This window comes from Acinetobacter defluvii (assembly GCF_001704615.3).
Taxonomy (GTDB): Bacteria; Pseudomonadota; Gammaproteobacteria; order Pseudomonadales; family Moraxellaceae; genus Acinetobacter; species Acinetobacter defluvii.
In genome coordinates, this window is sequence record NZ_CP029397.2 from 1,269,447 (window position 1) to 1,292,453 (window position 23,007).

Annotated in this window: 23 protein-coding genes; 10 read left to right on the forward strand and 13 right to left on the reverse strand. The window is 36.3% G+C overall.

The genetic code is table 11. The annotated features are described in order from the left end of the window. Positions 1-20 precede the first annotated feature (20 nt). The 4 genes from DJ533_RS08345 to DJ533_RS08360 form a co-directional block, all read right to left on the reverse strand. The gene (locus tag DJ533_RS08345; protein ID WP_065991998.1) at positions 21-248 is read right to left on the reverse strand and encodes a hypothetical protein; all 228 of its coding nucleotides are present in this window, start codon (positions 246-248) and stop codon (positions 21-23) included. 242 nt (positions 249-490) lie between these two features. After that, complete coding sequence (gene trmA / locus DJ533_RS08350) at positions 491-1,573, reverse strand: tRNA (uridine(54)-C5)-methyltransferase TrmA (RefSeq protein WP_065992000.1); 1,083 nt, start codon at positions 1,571-1,573, stop codon at positions 491-493. A gap of 93 nt (positions 1,574-1,666) precedes the next feature. Then, entirely contained in the window at positions 1,667-2,566 is a 900-nt protein-coding gene (locus DJ533_RS08355; protein WP_065992002.1) for a LysR family transcriptional regulator, read from the reverse strand. A 150-nt stretch (positions 2,567-2,716) separates the two neighbouring features. Further along, complete coding sequence (locus DJ533_RS08360; RefSeq protein ID WP_065992003.1) at positions 2,717-3,136, reverse strand: guanosine-3',5'-bis(diphosphate) 3'-pyrophosphohydrolase; 420 nt, start codon at positions 3,134-3,136, stop codon at positions 2,717-2,719. A 103-nt stretch (positions 3,137-3,239) separates the two neighbouring features. On the opposite strand from DJ533_RS08360, the gene DJ533_RS08365 reads away from it, so the two are divergent. Continuing rightward, the gene (locus DJ533_RS08365; protein WP_065992004.1) at positions 3,240-3,578 is read left to right on the forward strand and encodes a hypothetical protein; all 339 of its coding nucleotides are present in this window, start codon (positions 3,240-3,242) and stop codon (positions 3,576-3,578) included. A 279-nt stretch (positions 3,579-3,857) separates the two neighbouring features. On the opposite strand, the gene DJ533_RS08370 is transcribed toward DJ533_RS08365, so the two are convergent. After that, positions 3,858-4,802, reverse strand: coding sequence for a LysR substrate-binding domain-containing protein (locus DJ533_RS08370; RefSeq protein WP_065992006.1), 945 nt, complete (start codon positions 4,800-4,802; stop codon positions 3,858-3,860). Positions 4,803-5,058: 256 nt separating this feature from the next. Here DJ533_RS08370 and DJ533_RS08375 point away from each other — a divergent pair, with 256 nt between their 5' ends. From DJ533_RS08375 to DJ533_RS08390, 4 genes are all read left to right on the forward strand, one after another. After that, complete coding sequence (locus tag DJ533_RS08375; RefSeq protein ID WP_081406063.1) at positions 5,059-6,282, forward strand: acyl-CoA dehydrogenase; 1,224 nt, start codon at positions 5,059-5,061, stop codon at positions 6,280-6,282. Between the two features lie 237 nt (positions 6,283-6,519). Further along, positions 6,520-7,944, forward strand: coding sequence for an MFS transporter (locus DJ533_RS08380; RefSeq protein WP_065992011.1), 1,425 nt, complete (start codon positions 6,520-6,522; stop codon positions 7,942-7,944). A gap of 49 nt (positions 7,945-7,993) precedes the next feature. Beyond that, positions 7,994-9,214, forward strand: a complete 1,221-nt coding sequence (locus DJ533_RS08385) for a CaiB/BaiF CoA transferase family protein (protein ID WP_065992012.1) — start codon at positions 7,994-7,996, stop codon at positions 9,212-9,214. A 124-nt stretch (positions 9,215-9,338) separates the two neighbouring features. Then, positions 9,339-10,004, forward strand: a complete 666-nt coding sequence (locus DJ533_RS08390) for an SOS response-associated peptidase family protein (RefSeq protein WP_065992014.1) — start codon at positions 9,339-9,341, stop codon at positions 10,002-10,004. A gap of 1 nt (position 10,005) precedes the next feature. On the opposite strand, the gene DJ533_RS08395 is transcribed toward DJ533_RS08390, so the two are convergent. Then, complete coding sequence (locus DJ533_RS08395) at positions 10,006-10,470, reverse strand: MarR family winged helix-turn-helix transcriptional regulator (RefSeq protein ID WP_065992018.1); 465 nt, start codon at positions 10,468-10,470, stop codon at positions 10,006-10,008. Positions 10,471-11,333: 863 nt separating this feature from the next. Here DJ533_RS08395 and DJ533_RS08400 point away from each other — a divergent pair. After that, positions 11,334-12,869 (forward strand): TerC family protein, encoded by a 1,536-nt coding sequence (locus tag DJ533_RS08400; RefSeq protein ID WP_065992020.1) that lies wholly within the window; start codon positions 11,334-11,336, stop codon positions 12,867-12,869. A gap of 130 nt (positions 12,870-12,999) precedes the next feature. Here DJ533_RS08400 and DJ533_RS08405 read toward each other — a convergent pair whose 3' ends face one another. Beyond that, positions 13,000-13,857 (reverse strand): alpha/beta hydrolase family protein, encoded by an 858-nt coding sequence (locus DJ533_RS08405; protein WP_065992022.1) that lies wholly within the window; start codon positions 13,855-13,857, stop codon positions 13,000-13,002. A gap of 143 nt (positions 13,858-14,000) precedes the next feature. On the opposite strand from DJ533_RS08405, the gene DJ533_RS08410 reads away from it, so the two are divergent. Then, complete coding sequence (locus DJ533_RS08410) at positions 14,001-14,459, forward strand: hypothetical protein (RefSeq protein ID WP_065992024.1); 459 nt, start codon at positions 14,001-14,003, stop codon at positions 14,457-14,459. Positions 14,460-14,542: 83 nt separating this feature from the next. Here the strand turns inward: DJ533_RS08410 and DJ533_RS08415 are convergent, their stop codons facing one another. Together DJ533_RS08415 and brnQ are read right to left on the reverse strand one after the other, a co-directional pair. Next, positions 14,543-14,788 carry a hypothetical protein gene (locus DJ533_RS08415; RefSeq protein ID WP_065992025.1) on the reverse strand — a complete coding sequence of 82 codons (246 nt, stop codon included), beginning with the start codon at positions 14,786-14,788 and terminating at the stop codon, positions 14,543-14,545. A 485-nt stretch (positions 14,789-15,273) separates the two neighbouring features. Next, on the reverse strand, positions 15,274-16,566 hold the full coding sequence (gene brnQ, locus DJ533_RS08420) for a branched-chain amino acid transport system II carrier protein (RefSeq protein ID WP_065992026.1): 1,293 nt from the start codon (positions 16,564-16,566) through the stop codon (positions 15,274-15,276). Between the two features lie 333 nt (positions 16,567-16,899). Here brnQ and map point away from each other — a divergent pair, with 333 nt between their 5' ends. After that, positions 16,900-17,694 carry a type I methionyl aminopeptidase gene (gene map / locus DJ533_RS08425; RefSeq protein ID WP_065992028.1) on the forward strand — a complete coding sequence of 265 codons (795 nt, stop codon included), beginning with the start codon at positions 16,900-16,902 and terminating at the stop codon, positions 17,692-17,694. A 293-nt stretch (positions 17,695-17,987) separates the two neighbouring features. Here the strand turns inward: map and DJ533_RS08430 are convergent, their stop codons facing one another. From DJ533_RS08430 to aceR, 4 genes are all read right to left on the reverse strand, one after another. Then, entirely contained in the window at positions 17,988-19,160 is a 1,173-nt protein-coding gene (locus DJ533_RS08430; protein ID WP_065992435.1) for a benzoate/H(+) symporter BenE family transporter, read from the reverse strand. Positions 19,161-19,279: 119 nt separating this feature from the next. Beyond that, entirely contained in the window at positions 19,280-19,930 is a 651-nt protein-coding gene (leuE, locus tag DJ533_RS08435) for a leucine efflux protein LeuE (protein WP_065992030.1), read from the reverse strand. Between the two features lie 98 nt (positions 19,931-20,028). After that, entirely contained in the window at positions 20,029-21,018 is a 990-nt protein-coding gene (gene tal / locus DJ533_RS08440) for a transaldolase (RefSeq protein WP_065992032.1), read from the reverse strand. A 91-nt stretch (positions 21,019-21,109) separates the two neighbouring features. After that, complete coding sequence (gene aceR, locus DJ533_RS08445; protein ID WP_065992036.1) at positions 21,110-22,000, reverse strand: HTH-type transcriptional regulator AceR; 891 nt, start codon at positions 21,998-22,000, stop codon at positions 21,110-21,112. 120 nt (positions 22,001-22,120) lie between these two features. Here aceR and aceI point away from each other — a divergent pair, with 120 nt between their 5' ends. Next, positions 22,121-22,543, forward strand: coding sequence for a chlorhexidine efflux PACE transporter AceI (gene aceI / locus DJ533_RS08450; RefSeq protein WP_065992038.1), 423 nt, complete (start codon positions 22,121-22,123; stop codon positions 22,541-22,543). 78 nt (positions 22,544-22,621) lie between these two features. After that, the gene (locus tag DJ533_RS08455) at positions 22,622-23,005 is read left to right on the forward strand and encodes an SMI1/KNR4 family protein (protein WP_065992041.1); all 384 of its coding nucleotides are present in this window, start codon (positions 22,622-22,624) and stop codon (positions 23,003-23,005) included. Positions 23,006-23,007: the final 2 nt, after the last annotated feature.

The following is a 23,007-nucleotide window of genomic DNA, read 5'->3' on the forward strand; positions in this document are numbered from 1 at the left end:
CCTTTTTGTACCACCTATCGCTATTGAATCGGTGGATGCTGAAGTTCATTTAGCTCTTTACGACTGAAGCCTCGAGAGATGAGAACTTTTTTAATTCCAATAATTGTATCTTCATCTTCTGCTTTCGCTAAAGCAGTAAGAAGTTGATCATTGGATTTACAAGAGCAATCATTTTCCACGCAAGCAATCTGATTCTTATGTTCATTTTGCTGTGCATCTGTATTAAACAGCTTTTGCCAAAAACTCATAGAGCCTTCTAATGCAACCTAACATAGTTTGAAATATAGAGTGTTTTAAATAAAATACAAGCTATGCGAAGGTCTAGTCAGCGGAAAATCACCCTAATTTTAACGATTATAAAGTATAAATTTAACGGAAATATGACAGCTTTATATTTTTCTTACAATAAGCAGTTGATAATCCATCTAAATTTTATTATTTAAAAAATAGGCTACTTTTCAGTAACCTAAACCTATTTGAAATAAATTGTTTAAATCTTTTCCAAGAGTACGCCAGACTCTACATGATGAGTATATGGAAATTGATCAAATAACGCAAATTTTTGGATTTTATGGGTTTGAGTTAAAGTTTCTAAGTTTTCAAATAATGTGTCAGGATTACATGAAATATAAAGAATACGCTGAAAACCTTGTAGAAGCTTTAAGGTATCCATATCGATACCTGCACGTGGTGGATCAACAAAAACTGTATCAAAATCATAGCTTGAAATATCAATACTTGCTTCTTGTAAACGGCGGAATTCACGCTCACCTTGATAAGCTTGGGTAAATTCTTCCGCAGACAAACGTGCAACTTGAATATTGTCGATTTGATTTTGCTCGATATTCCACTGTGCTGCATACACGGAAGACTTTGCAAGCTCTGTGGCAAGTACACGGCGAAAGTGGAAAGAAAGTGGTAGGGTAAAGTTACCATTACCACAGTAAAGTTCTAGTAAGTCTTTTTCAGACTTTTCTGCTGAAGTACATGCCCACTGTAACATTTTTTGACAGACTTGAGCGTTGGGTTGGGTAAAGCTACTTTCGATCTGTTTGTATTTAAATCTACGCTCAAAGACTTGTAGTTCTTCAACCACAAACTCATCACTTAAGACAATTTTTTGACCACGACTACGCCCAATTATTTTAATATTCAGCTTTTCTGCAAGGGACTTGGCTAAGGCTTCCCATTCTTCAGTCAAGGGGGCACGATAAATCAAAGACACCAACATTTCACCTTTTAAGGTGGCTAAAAAATGTACCTCAAATAGTCGCTTAGAAAGGATATCATGACTTTTTAACTCAGCCAATAAAACAGGCATTAACGTATTAATACTTTGATCAGCAATCGGGAACTCATCAATACGTACGACGGTTTTTTGCTGATCAGCATCACGTTCAAACATGGCATAGAACATATCATCTTCAGTATGCCAAATTCGAAACTCTGCACGCATACGGAAGTTTTGTTCAGGGGAAGCAAAAACCTCTAATTCTGGTGGATTGAATTTGCTAAATTGATTGCGAATACGCTCAATTTTGGCATCGAGCTGAAGCTGATAAGTTGAAGTCATATAAATATCAAAGATACAAGTTTAAAGCAGCTAGAATGGTAACAAAGATTAGTCAAATTAGCTGCAATTAACTGAGTTTGTCGCTATGAAAAGCTATCTTTTTGTTAAATGTTCAACCAAATAATCGATAAAAACACGTACTGCGGGTAATAAACCACGACGAGAAGGGTACACCGCATGGAAAACACCTTGAGGAACTTTCCAGTTCGGAAGTACTCGGACCAATTGTCCTGTGGTGACATAGTCTTCGACAACAGAATCGGGCAGTAGCACCACACCACAATTTTGGCTGGCGAGTTTGGCAAGCATCAACAAGTCAGAACCCATAAGGATTGGATTTACTTTGACTTTCTTTTGATGACCGTCTTCATCATGCAAGATAATTTGTTGGTCAATGTGTTCATCTACCATACTTAAAATACGATGTTCAGATAAATCCTCAGGCTTTTTCAACATTCCAAATTCATTTAAATAAGCTTGGCTGGCAAATAAATGCTGCTCAATGTGTTCAAACTTGCGTAACACCAGATTTGGATCATCGTCTAAGTTGTCACGCACACGTAAAGCCAGATCAATACCTTCATTCACAATATCAACTCGACGATTACTGACGAACAGTTGAACTTTAATCTCAGGATAATCTTTTAAAAATTGCGGTAAAATACGTGCAATTTCATTTTGAGCAATCGAAACAGGAACACTTACTTTGATTAAGCCCCGAGGTTGCTCACTCAAATGATCGACCAAATCATGTGCAGATTGTGCTGCGTTCATCATGACTTGCGCATAGCGATAAATATTCATGCCGATTTCAGTAACAGCAAATTGTCTAGAACTGCGTTGGATTAAGCGTACACCTAAATTTTCTTCTAGGTTATAAACTCGGCGACTGAGTTTCGACTTTGGAATATCTGTTGCACGTTCTGCTGCACTAAATCCACCATGTTCAACTACCAATGCAAAACAGTAAAAATCATCTAAATCAGTGAGCATTTAGTCTTCCAAAATTATGAGAATGGTGTATTTAAAAATTATGAACTTACTTCTCTTCAATCAATAAAATGTCAGCACGATAAAATTTTTAGCAAAATTTAACGATTACACTTCAGAAATGACTGAACAAAGTGCTATTGATTACAAGATTTAAGACAGTAATATATCACGAACCTTTTGATATTCTTCTAGGCGTTGTAAGTCTTTCTGTGTGGGATTTGCAATTCGGCTTAAATCCATATTGTCAGCGACATCAGCAAGTTTTACTACACGGGCAATCGGATTTTGTACAGCACGATGGGCTGCATCGATGCGAGACTCTCCTGACTTTTTAGTTAATGACACAATTGCATCCACAATTGTTTGACTAAACCCCAAAGAGATAAGGTCGACAATGGTGGTATCGGTATCTTCTAAAATGTCATGTAAAACAGCAACGATTTGTTGCTCGGGTGTGTTTACTTTAAACATTAAGCGTAGTGGATGGAAAATATAAGGCTGATTACCTTTATCAAGTTGTCCCGCATGTTTTTTAGCAGCCAAAGCAATGGCTTTTTCAATGGTTGACATAAAATCCTTATTTAAAGTTTTAAAGTCTAAAAAATCAACTCACGAGATATTCGATAAATCTAAGAACTCGTTTAAACTAAGCTTTTATTTTGTGCTTAAAAAGATGGCTTTTCAACTGATTGAAATTAATACTACTGAGCAAAATGTAACATGTCCTTATTGTCACCAAGCTGTTTTGGATTGGACACAAGAACAATATATCCAACCGTGCGAACATACCTTGTTTATCGCAATGGATTTAGGTTTTGAATTTATTTCGGACGCTTTTGAGCAAAGTATGCCACGCAGTGTGGACGAAATTCATGCGAATGATGAGCAAGGTATTCATATCTTTAATGAAATTTCTCAAGCAACATTTACTGAATATCAAATGTATAAAATGGATTTAGGCGTAGAAGGCTTGTACCGTTATATTGGCTTTAGCCCAAATGAGGTGATTTAACATTTAAATTCGTTGAAATATGCAACAAAATATCTATTTTTTCAAAAATCTATCGAATATTTTGTTGTGATTGAATGGTTTTAAATAAAATCCTGAAAGGAGATTTGTTTATTATCAGTTCATTTCTGGAATCATATCTAAAAGGCGTTTCAGTTTTATACTTTTGCAGAGTGTATAGTAGATCATATTTCAAGTTTTACCAAAAAACTTATTTTGGTATGCGTAATATTTATTATTCATTTCATTGATATTCATATTCTTTAAACAATCATTGCCACATTATTTAGGCTGTGATTGTGCTGCTTCTTGTATTAACCATTCTACAAATTTTGCGATCAATGGACTTTGCTGACGTTCTGAATAGACAAAATAATAAGAACGAATGCCTTTTAATTTAATCTGTGAGGCAATGATCAACTCACCTGAACTTAACTCTTTTTCTAAAAGGGTTTGGGGGATGAGTGCGACCCCCATACCATGCGTGGCTGCCACAGCCAACATAGAAAATAATTCATGACGTTGCCCATGTCGTGCATGGGGATGATCATAAGCGGATACATCAAACCATTCTTTCCAAATATTTGGGCGTGTAGTTTGTTGTAGTAGGGGGAAACGTGCAATTTGTTCAGCATTGAGAGAAAGATTTGAGAGTTCTATTTTTGTTTGATATTCAGGAAAATATTTATAAATTAAACTTGGGGCGCACACAGGCACAACTTCTTCTTTCATTAAATAATGCGCTTTGGTATCAGGCCAATTTTCAACTTGCTCCGCAGTCCCTGTATAAATGGCTGCATCGAAAATATGTTCACTAAATAAAAAAGGTTTGGTACTGGTTTCTAAATGAATGGTAATTTCAGGATGAATTTCATTAAATTTATATAAACGTGGTAATAGCCAACGGGTTGCAAAAGTGGGTACGACACCAAGTTTCAGCGTTCCGCCTAAGCCTTTATGCGAAATTAAATCAAGTGTACTTTGCTCAATGCCCAATAAATGTAATTTGATATTTTTATAATATTGCTCACCTGCATAAGTTAAGGCTACACCATGACGGGTTCGGTTAAATAGTTGTAAACCTAAAAAATCTTCTAAATGTTGGATTTGCCTAGAAACAGCACTTTGGGTGAGATGTAATTCCTGTGCAGCATGCGTATAACTATGATGTTTTGCAGCTGATTCAAAACATAATAATGCTTGGAGCGATGGAATCATTCTACGCATAACTTATCCTTGTGTGACTTAGTTGAATAATAACCTATTGAATAAATGATATTATTTTGATTGTTTTAAAACGTATTTAAAATATAACTAATTTAAAATCATCGTAAATTAAAGCAAAATAAACCTTTATGCTCACAGCATAAAAACATAAGTTATGCATAAATGGAATATCTGAGTGCAAATTAATCGTTTGAAAGAAATCACGATTGGAAATAGCATCGAAGACAAGCAAAACAAATAATGTGCAGAGGATGCAATTAATCAAATGGTAAATTCAACAAAAAAATCACATGCTCGATTTAACTGGCAAGATCCATTTCTAATCGAACAACAATTAACTGAAGAAGAGCGCATGATTCGTGATGCTGCTTATGCCTATTCACAAGATAAATTAATGCCACGTGTGCTTGAGCAATTTCGCCATGAAACGACGGATGTGTCTATTTTCCGTGAAATGGGTGAGTTAGGTTTGTTAGGGCCAACGATTCCTGAACAATATGGTGGGGCAGGTTTAAATTATGTCAGCTATGGCTTGATTGCACGAGAAATCGAACGTGTGGATTCAGGCTATCGTTCAATGGCAAGTGTGCAAAGTTCTTTGGTGATGGTGCCGATCAATGAATTTGGTTCAGAAGAACAAAAGCAAAAATATTTACCAAAACTTGCTTCTGGAGAATACATTGGTTGTTTCGGTTTAACTGAGCCTGATCATGGTTCTGACCCAGGTAGCATGATCAGCCGTGCCAAAAAAGTCGAGGGTGGTTATCGCTTAACAGGCGCTAAAATGTGGATCACCAATAGTCCGATAGCAGATGTTTTTGTGGTGTGGGCAAAAGAAGTTTCTCCAGAGGGAAATGTCGGTGACATTCGTGGCTTTATTTTAGAAAAAGGTTGGGAAGGGCTTTCAGCACCTGCGATTCACGGTAAAGTTGGTTTACGTGCTTCGATCACAGGTGAAATTGTGATGGACAATGTTTTTGTACCTGAAGAAAATGCTTTTCCTGAAATTCGTGGTTTACGTGGTCCATTTACTTGCTTAAATAGTGCTCGTTATGGCATCGCTTGGGGTGCGATGGGAGCTGCTGAGTTTTGTTGGCACACGGCACATCAATACACGATGGATCGTAAACAGTTTGGTCGTCCACTGGCTGCCAATCAATTGATCCAAAAGAAACTGGCAGACATGCAAACCGAAATCGCCCTCGGTTTACAAATCGCTTTGCGTTTTGGACGAATGAAAGATGAAGGGATTGCGTCAGTTGAAGGGACCTCACTGATTAAACGTAATAACTGTGGTAAAGCGCTTGATATTGCACGTGTTGCACGTGACATGATGGGCGGAAATGGAATCAGTGATGAGTTTGGTGTAGCACGCCATTTAGTCAACCTTGAAGTAGTAAATACCTATGAAGGAACACATGATGTACATGCCTTGATCTTAGGACGTGCGCAAACAGGTATTGCGGCATTTTGTAACTAAACCAATTTAAATCAATCTTTTAAGTTTGTGAGGATGTTCATCATTGAGCATCCTGAGGATAATTTTGCCTAAAAAAGGTCAATATAGAAAACACATAAAGGATTCATCGTGAATAAGCCTGAAAAATCTACAGCAGGAAAAGCCTAACTTTTCAATATAAACATAATAAGAATGAAAAAATGAGGTAGCTAGGATCAAGGAACAGCGATGTCTCATTTGGGAAAATGAGGTAAAGGAATGAATAAAGATACAAATGCTGAGGCAAATACACTCAGTGCTAAATTACCATCAAATGTGGGTACAACTCACAAAATCCATAGTGGCACTTGGAAGTTGGCATTTATTTTTGCCTTTGTGTCCTTGGTGATCGATGGCGTAGACATTATGTTATTGTCGTTTAGCTTAACCAGTTTAAAAGCAGAATTTGGTCTGACGACATTTCAAGCAGGTATGTTGGGCAGTGCGTCACTGGCAGGGATGGCTTTAGGTGGAATCTCAGGTGGTTGGGCATGTGATAAATTTGGTCGTGTGCGTACCATTGCATGGTCTGTAGTTTTCTTTTCAATTATGACGTGTATTTTAGGGATGACACAGAGCTATGAACAATTCATGGTATTACGTTTTATTGGGGCGTTTGGCTTAGGTTCACTCTATATGGCATGTAATACTCTAATGGCTGAATATGTGCCAACGAAGTATCGCACCACAGTTTTAGGAACATTACAAACAGGGCAAACTGTTGGTTATATCGTAGCAACTTTGATGGCAGGTGCAATTATTCCTGAGCATGGTTGGCGCATGTTGTTTTATGTGACCATTATTCCTGCTGCTTTTGCGCTGATTTTCATGCGTTTTGTTCCTGAGCCAGCAGCATGGCAAGAAGCCAAAATTAAACTTGCACAAGGTATTCATCTTCAGCCTGAAAATACAGGGCATGTAAAAGCGACACCAGTGAAAAGTGAAAGTATTTACAAGCGTATTTTTGGCAATATGCAACATCGCAAAATGTTTTTGTTTTGGATGACAACCGCGGCATTTTTACAGTTTGGTTATTATGGTGTCAATAACTGGATGCCAACCTATCTTGAAACTGAATTAAATATGAATTTCAAATCATTAACGGGCTATATGGTTGGTGCGTATACCGCAATGATTTTAGGTAAGATTTTAGCAGGCTATGCTGCAGATAAACTGGGGCGTAAAGTAACATTTGTCTTTGGAACAGTAGCAACAGCCGCATTTCTACCGGTGATTATTTTCTTTAATACACCAGAGAATATTGCCTATTTATTGGTGACTTTTGGATTCTTATACGGTATTCCGTATGGTGTAAACGCAACCTATATGGCGGAATCTTTCTCAACGGATGTCCGTGGCACAGCGATTGGTGGTGCTTATAACATGGGACGTTTGGGGGCAGCGATTGCGCCAGCAACGATTGGGATGATTGCCGCAGGTGGTTCATTTACAATGGCATTTATTGTGATGGGCGCTGCTTATTTTATTGCAGGCGTGATTCCGGGCTTGTTTATTCGTGAGCGTCAGTATGATCCACAACAATCCAGTCTAGCGACTGCTGAACAGGCAGAGTCTATAGAAAATGATGCAGTCAGTGATGATTCAGCAACATTAAACAAAAAATCTAATCAAGCAACATCTTAAAAAATAACAGTAAGCGTCGTGTATGGCGCTTACGTAAGAGGACATACGAATGGGTGCATTACAAGGAATTCGAGTTTTAGATTTGAGTCGAGTTTTAGCAGGACCTTGGTGTGGGCAAATCTTGGCTGATCTGGGGGCAGAAGTCATTAAGATTGAGCGCCCAAAAGTTGGTGATGATACTCGCATGTGGGGGCCCCCTTGGATGCTCAACCAAGCTGGTCAAGCCACCAAAGAGTCAGGATATTTCCAATGTGCCAACCGCAATAAGTTTTCTGTTGCTGTGGATATTGCATCTGTAGAAGGACAACAAATTATCCAAGAGATTGCGAAAACTGCTGATGTCGTGATTGAGAACTTTAAAGCAGGTTCTCTAGCAAAGTATGGCTTAGATTATGAAAGTTTGAAGGCGATTAATCCCAAATTGGTCTATTGTTCTATTACTGGTTTTGGGCAAGATGGACCACGTGCAGAAGAGCCAGGTTACGATTTTATTATCCAAGGAATGTCTGGCTTAATGAGTATTACGGGTGAAAAACAAGGGGAATTAGGCGCAAGCTCGCAAAAAGTCGGTGTTGCAGTGGTGGACATTCAAACTGGTCTTTATTCAACCATCGCAATTCAAGCAGCATTAATCGCAAGACAGCATACGGGGCTAGGGCAACATATCGATATGTCATTACTCGATGTACAAGTTGCAGCCTTAGCCAATCAAGGTATGAACTATTTAACGACAGGCATTTCACCTGTAAGAATGGGCAATAGTCATCCCAATATTGTGCCGTATCAAACTTTTAAAGCCAAAGACAAAGAGTTTATTATTGCTTGTGGAAACGATAAACAGTTTAAAGAACTGTGTATTGCGATTGGTAAACCTGAATTGTTACAAAATCCAAATTACATTCGTAATCAAGATCGAGTTAAACATCGGGTTGAGTTGATTGAAATATTATCTCATTATTTTTTAACAGAAAATGCGAAATATTGGGTGGATGCAATCCATGCAGTTAAAGTACCAGTGGGCGTGATTAACTCTATCGAAGATGCTTTGCAAGAGCCGCAAATCCAACATCGAGAAATGGTGGTCAATTTGCCGCATGCATTTAATCCCAACTTCAAAATGATTGCTTCACCGATCAAAATGTCAGGTACGCCTGTAGAATATCATCATGCGCCACCACAACTGGGTGAACATACGGGACAAGTTTTACAAGAATTTTATTCTAAAGAGCAGCTAAAAAAATTCCGTGAACAAGGCATTATTGATGGGTGAAATAACATCAATGAATATTCACGTTAGGGGCGTTTATTTTAAACCAGATAATAAAAACGGGCTTTGCAAAGCACATATAATCTGTTGAAATAAAGTGCTATCAGCCATACTTTTGACATAAATTATGTGTGCAAATTATAAACCAGCAACTTTAGCGCAAATTGCCGAGTTAAATTTGCCTGCGATTCCATTTGCTTATGAAAATGAAATTTATCCTAATTTTCAAACCCCTTTGCTGTTTCAATCAGATCGAGGACTTGAATGGCGCTTAGTGAATTTTGGTTTAATTCCCAAATGGGCAGAAAGTCGAGAGATTGCCAAACATACTTATAATGCAAGAAATGAAACCTTAATTGAAAAAGCGAGTTTTAAAGAATCGCTATTCAAACATAAGTTTGGACTGATTCCAGTGACTGAGTTCTACGAAGCCAAATACATCAATGCCCGAGCACAGCGTTGGGGTGTTAAACGTAAAGATGGGCAGGCTTTTTTTATCGCCGCATTGTATGAGATTACCAAAATCAATCAGGAGATCATTCGTTCAGCTTGTATGTTAACTATGGATGCACTAGATCATCCCATGATGAAAGAGTTTCATGAGCCGGGTAATATCAAGCGTTCAATTATTGTGATTCCACACCAACATATTCTGCAATGGTTAAATTGGGAAAGTTCAGATATTTCCCAATTTATTCAAGGTTTTCCTGTTGAAGAGTTTGAGTGCTTTTACTGTCCCCAACAACGTCAAGCAAAAAACTCTTTACAGTTAAGTATGTTTGATGAGGGATAAATCAACGAGATAAATTTTTGAAAATATGTTTCAAGCTTTCCATCATCTTTTCGATTTGAAGTGGCGTTAAGCCTTCAAAGGATTGTTCCAAAACAACACCCATTAAATCATTAATTTTAACAATCATTTGTCTGCCTGCATCAGTCAAATTGACACGTGTAATACGTGCATCTTGACTACAAGAATAGGTGTTTACCAAACCTTCATCTTTTAAGCGATAGACGATTTTGGTGGTAGTGGACATTTTTGAAACAATCATATCAGAGAGGTCTGAAACACTTGCATCGGGTTTTGACTCAAGCGCTAACAATAAGCGGCGTCGTGAATTATCTACCCCATATTTTTTTAAAGCATGATCAACATTCAGTACATATTGTGAATGAACCTGCGTAATCCAATAATAAGGAAAATCTTCCAAATTAAAATTATCAGTTGTTGGTAAAAATTTTGAATATTTTTTGGTCATCAAAAAGGTTCCTTGGTTTTTTCTAATTATTAGCCAAATGTAATAACAATTGTAATAGTATTGTAAATACAGCGCCTAAATCAATATAAAAATAAAGAGATTGAGCTAAAAAAGAAGTAATTGTGAAGAAGCTCTTAACAATTTAATTCTATTTCTTAACTTCGTCACAAAGCGAAGTCGCATTTCTTGTTTATAAAGAAAAAGGTCTATTTTGCTCATGACACATTTCATAATAATATGCTGATCAATGCAAAGCCGCTTATTTGACACAGAATCTAACTATGGTTTAGTTAAGTACTCAGGATCGACAGGATAAAATGGATAATTCATTCCTGTATAAAAACGTTAAACCTCCATAAAGTTTAGCGGGCGGCATATGAATTTTATACTGAGATGCAGCGAGTTAAATGATTAAAACTGGATGTTAACTTACTTTACTCAATTGTATTTAGCCAATTAAATATGAAATGTATTACATAATATTTTATGAATTGCGGTATGTTTTAGATTTGGCGCAATTAGCAAAAAAATATGTCGAAAATGTCATATTGTAAAATTCAATTAAATTGAACTTCATACTGGGCTGAGTAAAAACATAAGCTTAATCATAATTTAAGTGTATGGTTAATCTAATTTATTTAAATTTAATAAAATATAAAATCTTATAAATGTAGGACTCATACATCACTTAAATTTTATATTTATTTGTAAAATATTAAAAAAAATAATTACAAAATATTCAAATTGTGCATAATTAAATGCAATTTAGTTGAAAAGGTCTTATTCATGGATCCGTCGCCGTGTAGGTTGTTAAAGTTTAAGTTGTCTGTTGTTTATTATAAAAATGAGCGGGAGATCTAATAATGGAATTTTTATTAGACCCTGGTATTTGGGTAGGTTTACTTACTCTTATTGTATTAGAAATTGTACTGGGTATTGATAACCTTGTCTTTATTGCTATTTTGGCAGAAAAACTTCCTCCCGAACAACGAGATAAAGCACGTGTTTTAGGTCTTTCTCTTGCCTTAATTATGCGTTTAGGGTTGTTGTTTGCGATTTCTTGGTTAGTCACACTGACCGAACCTTTGATTACCGTTTTTGAGAAAACCTTCTCTGGACGTGACCTAATTTTGTTATTTGGTGGTTTATTCCTTGTGTATAAGGCGGTCACAGAATTACATGAAAAACTGGAAGGTAAGCCAGAAGTTCAAGTGACCAGCAACGTGGTGTATGCAAGTTTTAGTGCTGTCGTGCTTCAAATCGTAATTTTAGATGCTGTATTTTCATTAGACTCAGTCATAACAGCGATTGGGATGGTGGATAATATCTATGTCATGATGGCTGCAATGATTGTGGCGATGGCTGTGATGTTGTTGGCTTCTAAACCCTTGACAGCATTTGTAAATAGACATCCAACTGTGGTGATTCTGTGTCTAAGCTTCTTATTGTTAATTGGTATTAGCTTGATTGCGGAAGGTTTTGGTTTCCATATTCCAAAAGGTTATATTTATTCAGGTATCGGTGTTGCGATTTTAATTGAAGCATTTAACCAATTTAGTAATCGTAATGCTGAAAAACATCAGGCTAAAATTCCACTACGTCATCGTACTGCTGACTCGATTTTAAAATTAATGGGCAGCAAATTAGATGCCAATGTATTAGAGTCGGCAGAAATTGTAGAAGCACAAAAAACCTTTGTGGATGAAGAGCGCTACATGGTGGGCGGGGTTTTAACTTTGGCAGAGCGTAGTGTTGCTTCGATCATGACACCTCGAAATCAAATTTCGTGGGTCAACTTGGATGATGATGCAGAGAGCATTCGTGAGCAAATTCTTTCAGTACCACATAGTTTGTTCCCTGTGTGTCGAGGGCAATTAGACAAAGTTGTCACGATTGTTCGTGCCAAAGAGTTAATTGATGCTTTGGATGATGCTGAACAATTACAAGCTTTGATTAAACGCCAACGTCCAATTTTTATTTTTGAAAAAATGAAAGTTATTGATGCGATTCATACATTGCGTACCTCCAAAGGTTCGCTGGTTTTAGTGACTAACGAGTTTGGTAATATTCAAGGTCTAATCTCACCATTGGATGTGTTTGAAGCAATTGCAGGTGAATTCCCAGATGCAGACGAACAGCTAGAGTTGGTGAAAATCAATGACAATACGTGGAATGCTTCAGGCATGCTTGATTTGTATCAGCTTGAGTTGGCGTTGGAAACTGTGGATTTAGTGCAAGAAGACTCTGGTTATTTCAGTGTTGCGGGGTTAATTTTTGACAAAGCACAGTCGGATGTCAAAGTTGGAACGCAAATTGAAGAAGCGGGCGTGCATTTCGAAGTAATAGAAATGGATGAAAATCGCATTAAAACTGTGAAAATTAGCTACTTATCCATTTAATGGATTAAATTTAAGAATTAAAAAATGCCTCAGTATGTGAGGCATTTTTTATTGAACCTACTCTAAAAAATTAAAGTGGATGATGACTTTAAGTGTATAAACTTTAATGTTATGAAAATATTGTTGAATTTCAAATTTCTAGTTCTTTGGCAATAATTGACCAAATGTTTTGATGTGATTTTTTAAACATTGACATATGTCCAATGTATTTATGCCCTAAATCTTGTGGGACAAGTTCATGCATTTTTGTTGCTGCGTTTGGATAAAGACGAATCAAATCTTTTACGTTGGCTTCTGTGGCGATTTCATCATCAGATGACCAAAATACAGTCATCGGTGAACTAATTTCGTGATGAAAATCTTGAAAAACGGTTTTACCAATCGCATTTTCAACATAACCAGGGCGACTACAAAACTGTGCCCATTGTTTTGCCACATTTTTAGGTAGGTTTTCCCCCATACCTAGCATTTTGGTTGCACCATAACCTTTGAAGAGATTTGAAAGTGGGAAAATAACATGAAACATGACAGGCGCAAGTTGTTTGGTACGACCTTTTAAGCCTTTTACATGACCTGTTGAGCCTGAAACGGCGATGACTTTCGCAACTTTTTTATAATTTGGGGTAATGCCGAGAAGTTGCCCTCCAGCACTATGTCCCAATAATATCACTTGTTTTTTTCCTGTTTTTAATAATAGTGCATCGATTGCAGCAGGAATATCAAGCTGTCCCCAATCTTGAATACTGGCATTTGATTGCTTTAATGGACCATGTAATGATGCCCCTATACCACGATAATCAAATACCATCACTTGGTAACCTTGTTCGCTTAACCATTCTGCAAAAGCACGATAAAACCCTTGTGTAATTCCTGTAGCAGGGCTGATCAAAATAGGTAAGTTAGCATTTGCTGCTGAACTGTCATAAAAAGTGGCACTGAGTGAGTAACCGTCTTTACAGGTAATATTTAATTTTTCTGGATTTGGCATAGCGAGCAAAGAGTTTTTGTTTATATGCATTACACCATACACAAGTTTCCAAAAGAAACTTACGGTAAATATGACTATAAAGTCAGGAAATAATATTAAACACAGCTAAACTACATGAGTGATTTAAGGACAGTGAAATACATATGGAAAACTTACAGTTGTTGGGTTCAGTAAAAATAGCAATTATTTTCAGTGGCTTATATTTATGGGTGGGCATGTTAACCGGTGTTTGGAAATATGCACAAATTCGTAATTCTAAACATTCACGAGCGCATTATTATGTAGATATCGCACATAGAAGCAGTTTACTTTATGCGCCTGCTACTTTGATTTTGGCAGTATTGGCTTATTTTTCTGCATGGTCAGAAAGCTTAAATTTGATTTGTATTGTAATTAATTTATTCTTTTTTAGTTTTGCGATTGCGAGTTATATTTTGCATGGAATGTTACAGGATACAACCAATCAATTTAAACAGCCGCATCAATTAGCCAAGTGGCATTTACCAAGCTGGATGATGTCGATGGCAATGTTGCTCTTAGTGATTGGAGAAATTGTAGCGACAGGGATTTTGATTTTAGGTGTGTTGATGAATTTTTATTGAAGAGATTTTATAGGTTTTATATATTGGTATTTTATTTAAAATTATTCTTTTGCCTTTAAAGATGGATGCTGTGCATCCATCTTTTATTCAGCTGTTGCTGCGGCTTTTGCAGATTTGCGTGTTTTATGGTCGATTAATTCCCAAATGCAGAATGCAGCAGAAACAAATACAGCATATACAAAAAACTCAGGTTTTAAGTTGCCTTGAATCAAACCATGTAAAAATAAAATCGTCATCAATGCGAAAGTAGTACTAAGATAAACCACCAGTTTTTTGTTAGCCTTCAAAGAATTAATGAAGACTTGCTTGTTTGAATGTAATGATAACATCCTCATCCCTCCTGTCTGCTCGACAAAAACCTCATTGTTTTAGTCAGAATTGCTTGGTTGATCCTTACCATAGCAAATTATTATTTCAAATGCAAATACCTCTATTATCCCAAACTTATATGACATATTTATGACAATACTAAATTTAAGTATTTATTTTTTAAATAGCTTAAATAGTAAACAAATATGACAAATCATTTGTCCATAGCAGCATAATGCAAGTGTTTAAAATACAATATTATTTATGATATGGAAATAGCGTAATAAGATAAAATTGTGACTATATAGATATTTTTTGATTTTATTGTAAAATTTGTAATTTTTTATAAATACGTGTTTTTATAGGCTCAAAGACACAGAAAATATTTAAAAGAGCAATGGATGTTTGCAAGCAATAAAAGTTGGTTGGATAAACGCAACCATTATTGAGTGCTTTTAAAATCTATATTTGGGTAAAATACGATTTTAAAACAATCATCCGAAAACTATTTTTTAAATTTGTCGATGACAATAAAAACAACTAAAACAACACTAGATGGAAGTAACCATGCCAGATTTTGCTCATTTAAAGGTAAGTGCTGTATCGCGTTTGGTAATATATCAGCAAAAGCAGTCACTTTGATGCCTTCGATGATTCCAAACAAAAACGCAATGGCTGTTACAGGTGCAATAACTAAGCTAGGTTGATTAAAGTACTTCCAGAAAAAGCTCAACATAATCACCACAATAGCAGGTGGATAAATTGCGCTAAGAACGGGTACAGAAACTGCAATCAGTTTAGTTAAACCTAAGTTGGAAATGATTAAAGAGAATAAAACCAAAATGAATACTAAAATTTTATATGGGATTTTAGTAAGTAAAGAGAAATATTCTGCGCAGGCACAGGTTAAGCCAATCGCAGTCACCATGCAGGCAAGAAAGATCAAAGCTGTAAGAAAGAGTGAACCTAAGTCACCAAATGCATGTTGTACATAGGCATGCAGAATCACAGCACCATTACTTGCATTTGGCGCAACTTCATGACTACCAAGTCCTAATTTAAATAAACTTAAATAGACTAATGTTAAGCCAATGCCTGAAATTAAACTGGCAATAATCGCATATTTGGTAATCAGTTTGCGATCTGTTACGCCACGTGAGCGAATGGCATGAATGATAACAATACCAAATACTAAAGCCCCTAACGTATCCATAGTCAGATAGCCGTTCACAAAACCTTCAGATACAGGGCTAGTGACATAGTCATCAATTGCAGGGGGAATGATACCCGCCGGAATCATGACTGCGGCAATACCTAAAATTGCCAATGAAATAATTTTCAAAGGTGCAAGAATATGTCCGACAGTATCCAAAAGTTTGTTTGGATAGAGTGAAACCAAAGTCACGATAGCAAAGTAAATAACACTGTAAATAAATAAACTCTGGCTAGAATCGCCAAAGTATGAAGAAAAACCGATTTCATAGGAAACAGTGGCAGTTCTTGGGGTTGCAAACAGTGGACCAACAGATAAATAACAAACGATCGTTAACAGTAAACTTGCAGCTTTACCTAAAGGTGAACTTAAGATGGTAATGGAGCCTTCGGTTTTAGAAAGTGCCATAATCGTGATCACAGGAAGACCAACAGCAGTGATAAGAAATCCAAATGCTGCCAACCACACATGCTCACCAGCTTGTTGTGCAACAATCGGTGGAAAGATAATATTGCCTGCCCCAATAAATAAGGCAAAAGTCATAAACCCTAATGCAATAATATCCTTAGTACGGAGATTCGTCATAGGAGAGGTGGAATTACAAAAAACTGTAGATTTTAGGTGAAAATTTGCAGGTTTTGTATTTTATTTTATAAAACGTATTAAAATAAATTATTAAACTATTCAAATAAATTGAGAAAATTTATTTATCTCAATGAATATATTATATTTTTATTAGATTTAGTTATTAAAAAGTATTTTAAATATTTCAGATAGTGCATTTTAACTGTCTTAAAATTGAGCATTGCTATAACAGTAATTGGAAAAAATAAATTAACAAGTTAATTTCGTTGAGCACTTTGCCCATTTTTAAAATATAGGGCATATAATAGCAGCTTACATTTGAGGGCAGATGACATGAAAGCTTCAACTATCACCATTAAAACCGAACATGATCTTGAAAAGTTAAGAGTGTCGGGGCGTTTAGCCGCGCAAGTTTTGGAAATGATAGGACAATATGTTAAGCCTGGTGTAAGTACCGAATATTTAGATGATATTTGTAATGACTTTATTGTAAATACGTTGAAAGTGATTCCCGCCAATGTGGGGTATTATGGTTATACAAAAACCACCTGTATTTCACCCAATGAAGTGGTCTGCCATGGTATTCCTTCAGCACAAACTATATTAAAAGATGGCGATATTATTAACATTGACGTTGCCATTATTAAAGATGGTTATTTTGGTGATACGAGTCGTATGTACTATGTGGGAAATGTGAGTGCTGCTGCAAAAAAACTCGTAGAAACAACATACGAAGCGATGGTTGCAGGAATTCATGCAGTAAAACCTGACGCAACTTTGGGGGATATTGGTTATGCAATTCAATCTGTTGCACATCGTGAAGGCTATAGCGTGGTACGTGAATATTGTGGTCATGGTATTGGTAAAGTTTATCATGAACAGCCAAATGTCTTGCATTATGGTCAACCCGGTCAAGGTTTAAAGTTAAAAAAGGGTATGGTATTTACCATCGAGCCGATGATCAATGCAGGAAAAGCCGGCGTGAAAGAGTTAAATGATGGTTGGACCGTGGTGACTAAAGATCGTTCTTTAACAGCGCAATGGGAACACATGGTTTATGTAACGGATACAGGTTTTGAGTTATTATCACCATGGCCAGAAGGAACAGGAACTTACCCAGAGATCTAAGACAAAGGTCTAACAAGAAGGGTGGGATAGGATTTAAGCTGCATTTTATGTCTTAATCTTGTAGCAAGTTTGAGATTTGATCTTGAAATTCCACTTATTCTTATAAAAAATTTGATTTTTTAAAGCTTATATTGATTGGTTTAATATATTTGTGTGTTTTCTATACAGGGATTATTCTACGACACAGATTCTCGCTGTAGTTTCTATTTTTGGTTTTTCAAGCTTATCCATCCTAGGATAAGCTTTTTTTTCTTAAAAATTTTAAAAGTACATTTAATGTGGAGTTTAATTGGTCAGCTACTTTTTCTAAACTTTAAAATCATCGAAACAACTAAACCAAATAACAAGCCCCAAAAAGCAGAACCAATGCCGAAGAATTGCACACCAGAAGCACTGAATAAGAATGTAAGTAAAGCAGCTTCACGATCTTCAAGAGCATGAAAGGCAATGGCAATGTTATGGCTGATCGTGCCAAAAAGTGCAATGCCCGCGAGTGCAGTAATAAATAAATGCGGAAATGACATCAAAATGCTGGTTAATGTTGCTGCAAATAATCCCATGATGATGTAAAAAATACCGCAACTCATTCCTGCAATATAACGTTTTTCGGGATCAGGATGGACTTGATGATCTAAGCTGATGGCAGCACTAATCGCAGCAATATTGACACTAAAACAGCCAAAAGGTGCAAGGATTACTTGGGTCAAACCCGTCCAACCAATCAACTGTTTGACATGAGGTTGGTAGCCATAACTTTTAATCATGGCAAGCCCCGGTAAGTATTGTGAAGCCATATTAATCACAAAGAGAGGCAGCGCTAAGCCCAATAACGCAGACCATGTAAATTCGGGTTTCATCCAAACAGGTTGTGCCAACGCCAAATGAATATTGGCGGTTTTAAATTGCATAAACAAAGGGCAGATCATTACACCCAAAATGACTGTAATGACAATGCAATAACGTGGAAATAAGCGCTTACTAATAATATAAATCGCTAAAAGAGAAAGAATAAATCCCCAGTCTGTTTGCATGCTAGCAAAGATTCCAATGCCAAATTTTAGTAGTACACCTGCGAGCATGGCACTGGTTAAGCTTTGTGGGATATAAGTTAGTACTTTTTCAAAAATACCTAAAAAACCTAAAATAGCAGTAAGAAGACCGCAGACTAAAAAAGCACCGATCGCTTCATAAAGCGTATAGCCACTGCCAGAAGCTAAGATCAATGCTAGTCCTGCGGTAGACCATGACGTCGCAACAGGATATTTAAATTTCCAAGATAAAAATAAACCACACGAACCAATGGCTAAACCCAATGCCCAAAACCATGAGGTAATTTGTGCATCGCTTGCTCCTAAAAGTTGTGCAGCTTGAATGACCAAAACGGAAGAAACACTGATCCCAACTAAAAAGGTAATGAAGCCAGCAAAAACAGCAGGAATAGAGACGTCTTGGAAAAGTTTTTGCATAATCTGCTGCGAATATTTGAACTGAAAATTGGCTAAATCATACACTTTTCATGAGATTGCAAAAACAACATTGACCTGAAAAATTCTCATTCTGTTATTATTTTTAGTTTATTAAATGCTTACATGGTTGAAAACGCAAGTTTTAAGCCAAAACCACAAAATAATAATCCAACACACGCCACACCAATTGCCGCAACTTTATAACGACGATTAAAAAAGTGTGCCAATTTAAAACCAGAAAAGATCAAAATACTTAAATACAGCATACTGGTGATCTGTACGATTACAGAGAGAATTGCGAAACTTAAGGCTGAATAATGGTAATTGGGATCGACAAACTGAATAAAAAACGATAAGTAAAAAAGAATAGCTTTAGGGTTTAACAGGCTAATGGTGAGTGCTGTACGAAAAGGATGGACTTTTTCTGATGTCGCTTGCACGGATCTTTCTATTTTGTTGTGTTGTACATTGAGCCAAGTATGATAGCTGGCAATGATCAAAAGTATCCCGAGATAAGAAAGGTAAGTTGCACCAATAATTTTCAGTAAAATGAATAACCAAGGAAAAGCATGTAATAAAGATGCTGCACCTAAAATCGTACATAAAATTAAAATCAAATCGCCTGTAAATACCCCTAAAGCCGCAATATAACCGACTTTAATACCAAAACGAGAGGCGATAGACATGGTATATAGTGAGTTAGGACCAGGTAAAATCACAATAAAAATTGTACCGATAATAAAGGTCACGATATCAGTAATACCAAACACAACTCACTCACTGGATAATAAAAGAGAAAACCGAGTAAGATTATAAGTCTAAACTCGGTTTTTCTATATTAGAATTAATACTATATTGATTCTAAAACTTAAGCTTGAATCTCAGCATCTAAGCCAAAAGACTGGCGCAATAAAGATTGTAATTGCTCACGTGCTTTGATAAAACCATCAATACCTGCCTGTAATAACTGAAAAGCCATCAAGTCATGCTCTAGTTCATGTTTAAACTGTGCTTCATCAAGTGCAGTATGCGCATATTCTTGATGTGAATGTGCATGATTTTCTGAGATTTGCGCAGTCACTATACGTGTGTCTTGTTCAAGTTGTTGTAATAAACTCGGGGCAACCGTGAGTAGATCACAGCCTGCCAAGCCAAGCACTTGCTCAACACTACGGAAGCTTGCGCCCATCACTTCAGTTTTAATATTATTTTGCTTATAAAAATGATAAATCTGTTTTACCGAAAGCACACCAGGGTCTTTATCAATCGGATAATGATTTACATTTTCAGCTTTTTTGTACCAGTCTAAAATACGTCCCACAAAAGGTGAGATCAAAGTGACCTTAGCATCAGCACAAGCTTTGGCTTGATGTAAACCAAACAACAATGTCAAATTACAATGTATTCCTTCTGCTTCTAGCACTTTCGCAGCTTGAATGCCTTCCCAAGTTGAAGCGATTTTGATCAAAATTCGATTTTGATCAACCCCATGTTCTTTATAAAGTGCTAATAATTCTTTGGCTTTGGCAATCGTTGCCTCAGTATCATAAGACAATGCTGCATCGACTTCAGTGGAAACACGCCCAGTCACGATTTTTAAAATTTCAGCACCTAATTTTACAGTCAAAATATCAATGGTGCGTTCAATCAATTGATCTGCTGTATAACCTTCTTGTTTTGCTTGAAAATATGCTGATTCAATCAGTTCTTTACTTTCAGGTTGTTGTGCGGCTGCAGTAATTAATGAAGGATTAGTGGTTGCATCTAAAGGACGAAATTGTTGAATAGCAGTTAAATCACCTGTATCGGCAACAATAGTGGTGAGTTGTTTTAATTGCTCTAATGCTGATTGTGTCATTGCTGTTTAATTCTTAGATAAAAAATACGTGTAACTTTATTTATAACACAATGTGTTTTCAGCGAAAGTGGTTAAATGCGCTTTGCATGGTTTATTTTGTATGAATTCGTTGATTTCGGATGTGATTAATCAAAAAACGAGCAGCTTGACCGAGATGACTTTCTCGACTCCAAACCAAATCCACATAATATTCAAACTTTGGTGTGAAATCCGCCAGATTTAAAATTTTCAAATTCTTTTTATATTGGCTATTCTCCTCAAAAATTTGTACGGGTAATACGCCCCAACCTAAGCCTTGTAAAATCATCGAACAGGCTAAATGATGGTTATCCGTCCGCCAATAATTTTTAGAATAAAGCAATTCAGGTTTAATACTTTTATCTCGACTAGCCACTACGATTTGTCGGCTTTGTAAAATATCCTCAAATGTCACTACGACCTTTTGTGCAAGCGGAAAATGTTGTGCTGCTACTGGCACTAAGGCTTCACGTTTAACTTCTACAAACTGTTCACGGCTTTCTAAAATTTCACGTTCAAACATGAGGGCGAGTTGCGCTGTTTGATTAATTAACATTTTTAAAGCATCTTCTTGTGGTGCTGAAAAAATATTGATTTGTAAAGTTGGAAAATGTTCAGCGAGCAGGGAGATGTACTCCGTCCAATCGGTGTGTAAAAGCTCGGTCACCACCACGATATTGAGGGAGGTTTCTAATCCGTTGGCTAAAGCAAGTGCTTGTTGTTTCCATTGATTCATTTCAATGAGTAATTGTTCAGTCTTTTCATATAAAACGTGTGCTTGTGGGGTAGGCATAGGCTCACGACCAACTCGTTCAAACAGTTTAAGATCTAAATCAATTTCTAAATTGGCAATCGACATACTCACCGCAGAAGGAACCTTGCCGAGTTTACGAGCAGCCGCAGAAAATGAGCCAGACTCCATCACGGCTTTAAAAATGCTGAGTTGTTCTTGGTTAATGTTCATGTAATCGACTTAAGCGTTGAAATTGAATTTTATCTATCAATATTATTGAAAGAATCTAACTTTATTATTCACTATTATGCACATAAAATCACCCTCATCGAAAATTTTAGAGTATTAAACATGTTGATTTCCAAAAGAAGGATTATTCATGCACTCAGCTATGAAATCATCTTATTGGTGATCATTGCGATTGCATTGAGTTTTATTTTTGAAGTTCCGATGGAAGTGACGGGGACTTTGGGTGTAGCGATGGCAGTTACATCTGTGCTATGGAATATGATTTTTAATCATTTTTTTGAAAAATTAGAGTATAAATATAAGTTTAGAAGGACGATAGGTATTCGTATTTTGCATGCGATTGGTTTTGAAGGTGGTTTGATGTTGGCGACCATTCCGATGGTGGCGTATGCGATGGATATGAGTCTATGGCAAGCGATATTACTTGACTTGGGAATGACGTCTTGTATTTTGGTGTATACCTTTATTTTCCAATGGTGTTATGACGCAATTGAAGCACGCTTAGGTTTTCAGCCTGCGCATTGATGATATGTTATGGTGTAAAGAGAAGGTATGCGTATTGCATGCCTTTTTTTATTTTAAAAAAATAATAGGATATAAAAAATGATTCAAGAATTTTTAAATATTGAAGAAAAGTATAAAGTTAAATTCCCAACGCGCTATTTACAGATTTTAACGCAGTTTGAGTACTATTGTTTATATATTAAAAATGCGCATGATATTGATTTGTATCCTATTCAGAAATTATTTTCTAAAGTAAAACAAGAGCTATGTACTTATGAATATTTACAAATTTGGCAGAGTTATCAATCAGATCAATTTATAAAAATTTTTGTATTTGCTCGTTCAGGAGATGGTACTCGGCTTTATTTTAATTTAGTGGATATGAGTATTTGGGAATATTGGTTGGATGAAGGGAGTGTTAGACAATTGTACAAAAATTTTGAAGATCTGATGTTAAATGCAGAATTGATTGATCAAGAGTGATA

Bases quoted from the DNA above. Each gene is read 5' to 3' on its own strand.
- DJ533_RS08345 (WP_065991998.1), bottom strand. From the start codon at position 248: ATGAGTTTTTGGCAAAAGCTGTTTAATACAGATGCACAGCAAAATGAA.
- trmA (WP_065992000.1), bottom strand. From the start codon at position 1,573: ATGACTTCAACTTATCAGCTTCAGCTCGATGCCAAAATTGAGCGTATT.
- DJ533_RS08355 (WP_065992002.1), bottom strand. From the start codon at position 2,566: ATGCTCACTGATTTAGATGATTTTTACTGTTTTGCATTGGTAGTTGAA.
- DJ533_RS08360 (WP_065992003.1), bottom strand. From the start codon at position 3,136: ATGTCAACCATTGAAAAAGCCATTGCTTTGGCTGCTAAAAAACATGCG.
- DJ533_RS08365 (WP_065992004.1), top strand. From the start codon at position 3,240: ATGGCTTTTCAACTGATTGAAATTAATACTACTGAGCAAAATGTAACA.
- DJ533_RS08370 (WP_065992006.1), bottom strand. From the start codon at position 4,802: ATGCGTAGAATGATTCCATCGCTCCAAGCATTATTATGTTTTGAATCA.
- DJ533_RS08380 (WP_065992011.1), top strand. From the start codon at position 6,520: ATGAATAAAGATACAAATGCTGAGGCAAATACACTCAGTGCTAAATTA.
- DJ533_RS08385 (WP_065992012.1), top strand. From the start codon at position 7,994: ATGGGTGCATTACAAGGAATTCGAGTTTTAGATTTGAGTCGAGTTTTA.
- DJ533_RS08390 (WP_065992014.1), top strand. From the start codon at position 9,339: ATGTGTGCAAATTATAAACCAGCAACTTTAGCGCAAATTGCCGAGTTA.
- DJ533_RS08395 (WP_065992018.1), bottom strand. From the start codon at position 10,470: ATGACCAAAAAATATTCAAAATTTTTACCAACAACTGATAATTTTAAT.
- DJ533_RS08400 (WP_065992020.1), top strand. From the start codon at position 11,334: ATGGAATTTTTATTAGACCCTGGTATTTGGGTAGGTTTACTTACTCTT.
- DJ533_RS08405 (WP_065992022.1), bottom strand. From the start codon at position 13,857: ATGCCAAATCCAGAAAAATTAAATATTACCTGTAAAGACGGTTACTCA.
- DJ533_RS08410 (WP_065992024.1), top strand. From the start codon at position 14,001: ATGGAAAACTTACAGTTGTTGGGTTCAGTAAAAATAGCAATTATTTTC.
- DJ533_RS08415 (WP_065992025.1), bottom strand. From the start codon at position 14,788: ATGTTATCATTACATTCAAACAAGCAAGTCTTCATTAATTCTTTGAAG.
- brnQ (WP_065992026.1), bottom strand. From the start codon at position 16,566: ATGACGAATCTCCGTACTAAGGATATTATTGCATTAGGGTTTATGACT.
- map (WP_065992028.1), top strand. From the start codon at position 16,900: ATGAAAGCTTCAACTATCACCATTAAAACCGAACATGATCTTGAAAAG.
- DJ533_RS08430 (WP_065992435.1), bottom strand. From the start codon at position 19,160: ATGCAAAAACTTTTCCAAGACGTCTCTATTCCTGCTGTTTTTGCTGGC.
- tal (WP_065992032.1), bottom strand. From the start codon at position 21,018: ATGACACAATCAGCATTAGAGCAATTAAAACAACTCACCACTATTGTT.
- aceR (WP_065992036.1), bottom strand. From the start codon at position 22,000: ATGAACATTAACCAAGAACAACTCAGCATTTTTAAAGCCGTGATGGAG.
- aceI (WP_065992038.1), top strand. From the start codon at position 22,121: ATGTTGATTTCCAAAAGAAGGATTATTCATGCACTCAGCTATGAAATC.
- DJ533_RS08455 (WP_065992041.1), top strand. From the start codon at position 22,622: ATGATTCAAGAATTTTTAAATATTGAAGAAAAGTATAAAGTTAAATTC.